This window comes from Streptomyces jumonjinensis (assembly GCF_009600885.1).
In the GTDB taxonomy this organism is placed as follows: Bacteria; Actinomycetota; Actinomycetes; order Streptomycetales; family Streptomycetaceae; genus Streptomyces; species Streptomyces jumonjinensis.
Map to the genome: position 1 here is coordinate 33,448 of NZ_VCLA01000159.1, position 2,544 is coordinate 35,991.

4 protein-coding genes are annotated in these 2,544 nt (G+C 72.4%); 3 read left to right on the plus strand and 1 reads right to left on the minus strand.

Translation table 11 applies throughout. The annotated features are described in order from the left end of the window. The 3 genes from FF041_RS22645 to FF041_RS22655 all read left to right on the plus strand — a co-directional run. On the plus strand, positions 1-543 hold a 543-nt coding region (locus FF041_RS22645), incomplete at its 5' end, for a hypothetical protein (RefSeq protein WP_194292129.1). 117 nt (positions 544-660) lie between these two features. Next, complete coding sequence (locus tag FF041_RS22650; protein WP_153524510.1) at positions 661-1,164, plus strand: hypothetical protein; 504 nt, start codon at positions 661-663, stop codon at positions 1,162-1,164. Between the two features lie 265 nt (positions 1,165-1,429). Then, positions 1,430-1,888, plus strand: coding sequence for a DNA-binding protein (locus FF041_RS22655; RefSeq protein ID WP_153524511.1), 459 nt, complete (start codon positions 1,430-1,432; stop codon positions 1,886-1,888). A 1-nt stretch (position 1,889) separates the two neighbouring features. On the opposite strand, the gene FF041_RS22660 is transcribed toward FF041_RS22655, so the two are convergent. Then, complete coding sequence (locus FF041_RS22660; protein ID WP_153524512.1) at positions 1,890-2,120, minus strand: hypothetical protein; 231 nt, start codon at positions 2,118-2,120, stop codon at positions 1,890-1,892. Positions 2,121-2,544: the final 424 nt, after the last annotated feature.

Consider the following 2,544-nt stretch of genomic DNA (forward strand, 5'->3'; position numbering starts at 1 on the left):
GAAAGGCCCGAAATGACGACCTTCAAGGACCCGGCCGCAGCCAGCATCGAGATCGGTCGGATGCTCGTTCGCGGTCATCTGGCGGACGCCGCACCGGAGGACACCCCCGAGGACCGCGCCCGGCGCGGGTGGAGGCTCGCGGACATCGCCGCCCGCGCCGGATCTGCAACGGGCGCGTGCGAGATCACTTCGGCGGTGACCAGCATCCTGCACCTTGCCGACGGATGGCACACGGCGGATGCCGTGCTCACCAAGGCATTCAAGCGCCACTACGCGCCGATGCTCCCCGAGGTGTGGGCGGACGCCGCATACGGCGGACAGGAGCCGCACGCCGTTCCCCGGGTGCCCGGCCCCGACGCCGACCCGCGCGACATGGATGCCCTGGCCGGAGCCATTGCCGATCTGTTCGCGGGAGCCGCCGGGCAGTTCAACGCCACGGCCGAGGACATCGCGGACGCCGCCGAAATCGCTTTCTGGGACGACGCGGCGCCCGCTCACCGCGCAATCGTCCGCCAGATGCGCGAGCGCGCTGAACGCCAGTAGCAGCCAGCCCGGGGCGGAGCACGTTCCGCCCCGGGCCCGGACGGGCCCCGCAGCGCACACCAACGCCGTGCGCTGCCCCAGCGCTGCCACTCGCCACAGACCGAAGGAGACCCACCGATGAACCGCGCCCCTGCCCATTTCGCCAGCGCCTACGCTCTGTTGCGGATCGCCGCCGACGCCGCCGACCACTGGATTCAGACCGATGCGGACGCTCAGGCGAAGGCTGCGACCGACGCGGCCCCGGTGACGTACAAGGCGCCGGACGGAAGCGTGCACGTCTTCCGTACCCGCGAGGGCCGCCGCGCGTGCGCCCGCCACTGCCTCACCTACACCGCTACCCAGGGTGCCGCGCTGATCATCGGTGCCCGGGTTCTGAACGTCCGACTCCACCCCGCCGCCGTTGCCGCAGCACTCGCGGTGTCCGGGATCACGCACTATGCCGCCGACCGCCGGGTACCGAACGGCATCCTTCAGAGGCTCGCCCGGCGGGCCGGGAAGGAGCGGTTCTTTCTGCTCGCGGATCACGGAATGAACGGGTCGTACTGCCTTGACCAGTCCTGGCACCACTCATGGGAAGGGCTCGCCGCCCTGATCGCCATCACCGGAGCCGAGGACCGCTGATCAGGTCCCGGCCGGGCCCGGGTGCGGGGGCCGGCGGCATCGAGCCGCCGGCCCCCGCGCTGCCGCGGGGCCGGTCACCCGCCGTGCGAACGGCGCCCCGTACGCTCACACCGCCACCACCTTGAAGGAGCCCACCCCAGTGATTCCCCACGGCCGCCCCACGCTCGATCTTGACGCCGTGGCCGCCCGCGCCAAGACATCGCCATCCACATGGAAAAGAACGCGGCACGCCGCGTTCTCTAAGGCCGTGAAGCCCCTCCGGGGGATGCTCCGCCCGCTCCTGTACGACGCGGCCCAAGTAGACGCCTATCTGGCAGGCCAACCGATCCCGGCACTTCCCAAGGGGCCGAGCCCCGCGGATCTGCTCACCGACACCGAGGCCGCCGCCATCATCGGCGTGACCGCGTCCACGGTACGGGCCGACGCGGCCACCGGCCGGATGGACGGCGGGGTGGAGCGTCACGGGCGCCGATGGTGGACCCGTGCCGCCGCCGAGGCCGAGGCCGCCCGGCCCGACCAGCGCGGTCGGCAGCTTGGGGCAAAGGACAAAGCGCCCAGAGCCCGGCGCCCCGACCCCCGCATTCCTGAAGTCGGCGCCGAGCTGGAGGCCGCCGACGCCGGCCGCCGGGGCCCGGTCACCGCCGCCGAGCTCGCCGCCCGCTACGCCGTGAGCACCCGGACCGCCGAGCGCATCATGTCCAAGGCCCGCGACGCCCGGCGGTAGCTCACGGGCCGCAGTCCGGCAGGGCGGGGGCAGGAATTGGGCGCCCGATGTCGAGGAGCAGGCCCGGGGGCACGCCGTCACGCATCCAGGACGCGCCGATGGACGACACGAAGCCGTCCGGGCCGTGCACGATCGCCAGCCCGTGCCGACTCATCAGCGAGGCCGCCGCCGATCCGTCGAGCGCCAGCCCGAGGTAAGCGGCCCCCGGCCGAGGCCACGTCAGATCACGCACCACCCCGGCCCCCGTCGAGCACCACGCGTGTTCGACCGGAAAGGCCGTATCCCAGGCCCACCCCTCCACATAGGCCAGCCCGCCGGCGGAATCCCGCGCGTACTGGACGGACTCAATAAAGCACTTCCCCGGCTCGCCCGGCGGAGGCCCACCATCCGGCCACGGAGCCGGAGTGAACAGCCTGCCGTGTGCCAGGAGTAGCGCGGAAGCACTCCCATAGACCCATCCCGGCCGCGCCGGCTTCATGACAGCTTCCGCCCGCAACCATTCGACGAGCCACCCATCGGACTCCCGCACCCCGGCCGCGGTGACCCCCGCCGCTCTACCCATCTCATCCATCCCGTCAGTGTTCCGTACGCCGCTGGCGCGGTTCACGCGCCGCCGGCGCGGTTGGTTGGGCGCCTAGGGTCCGTAATCCTCCGTG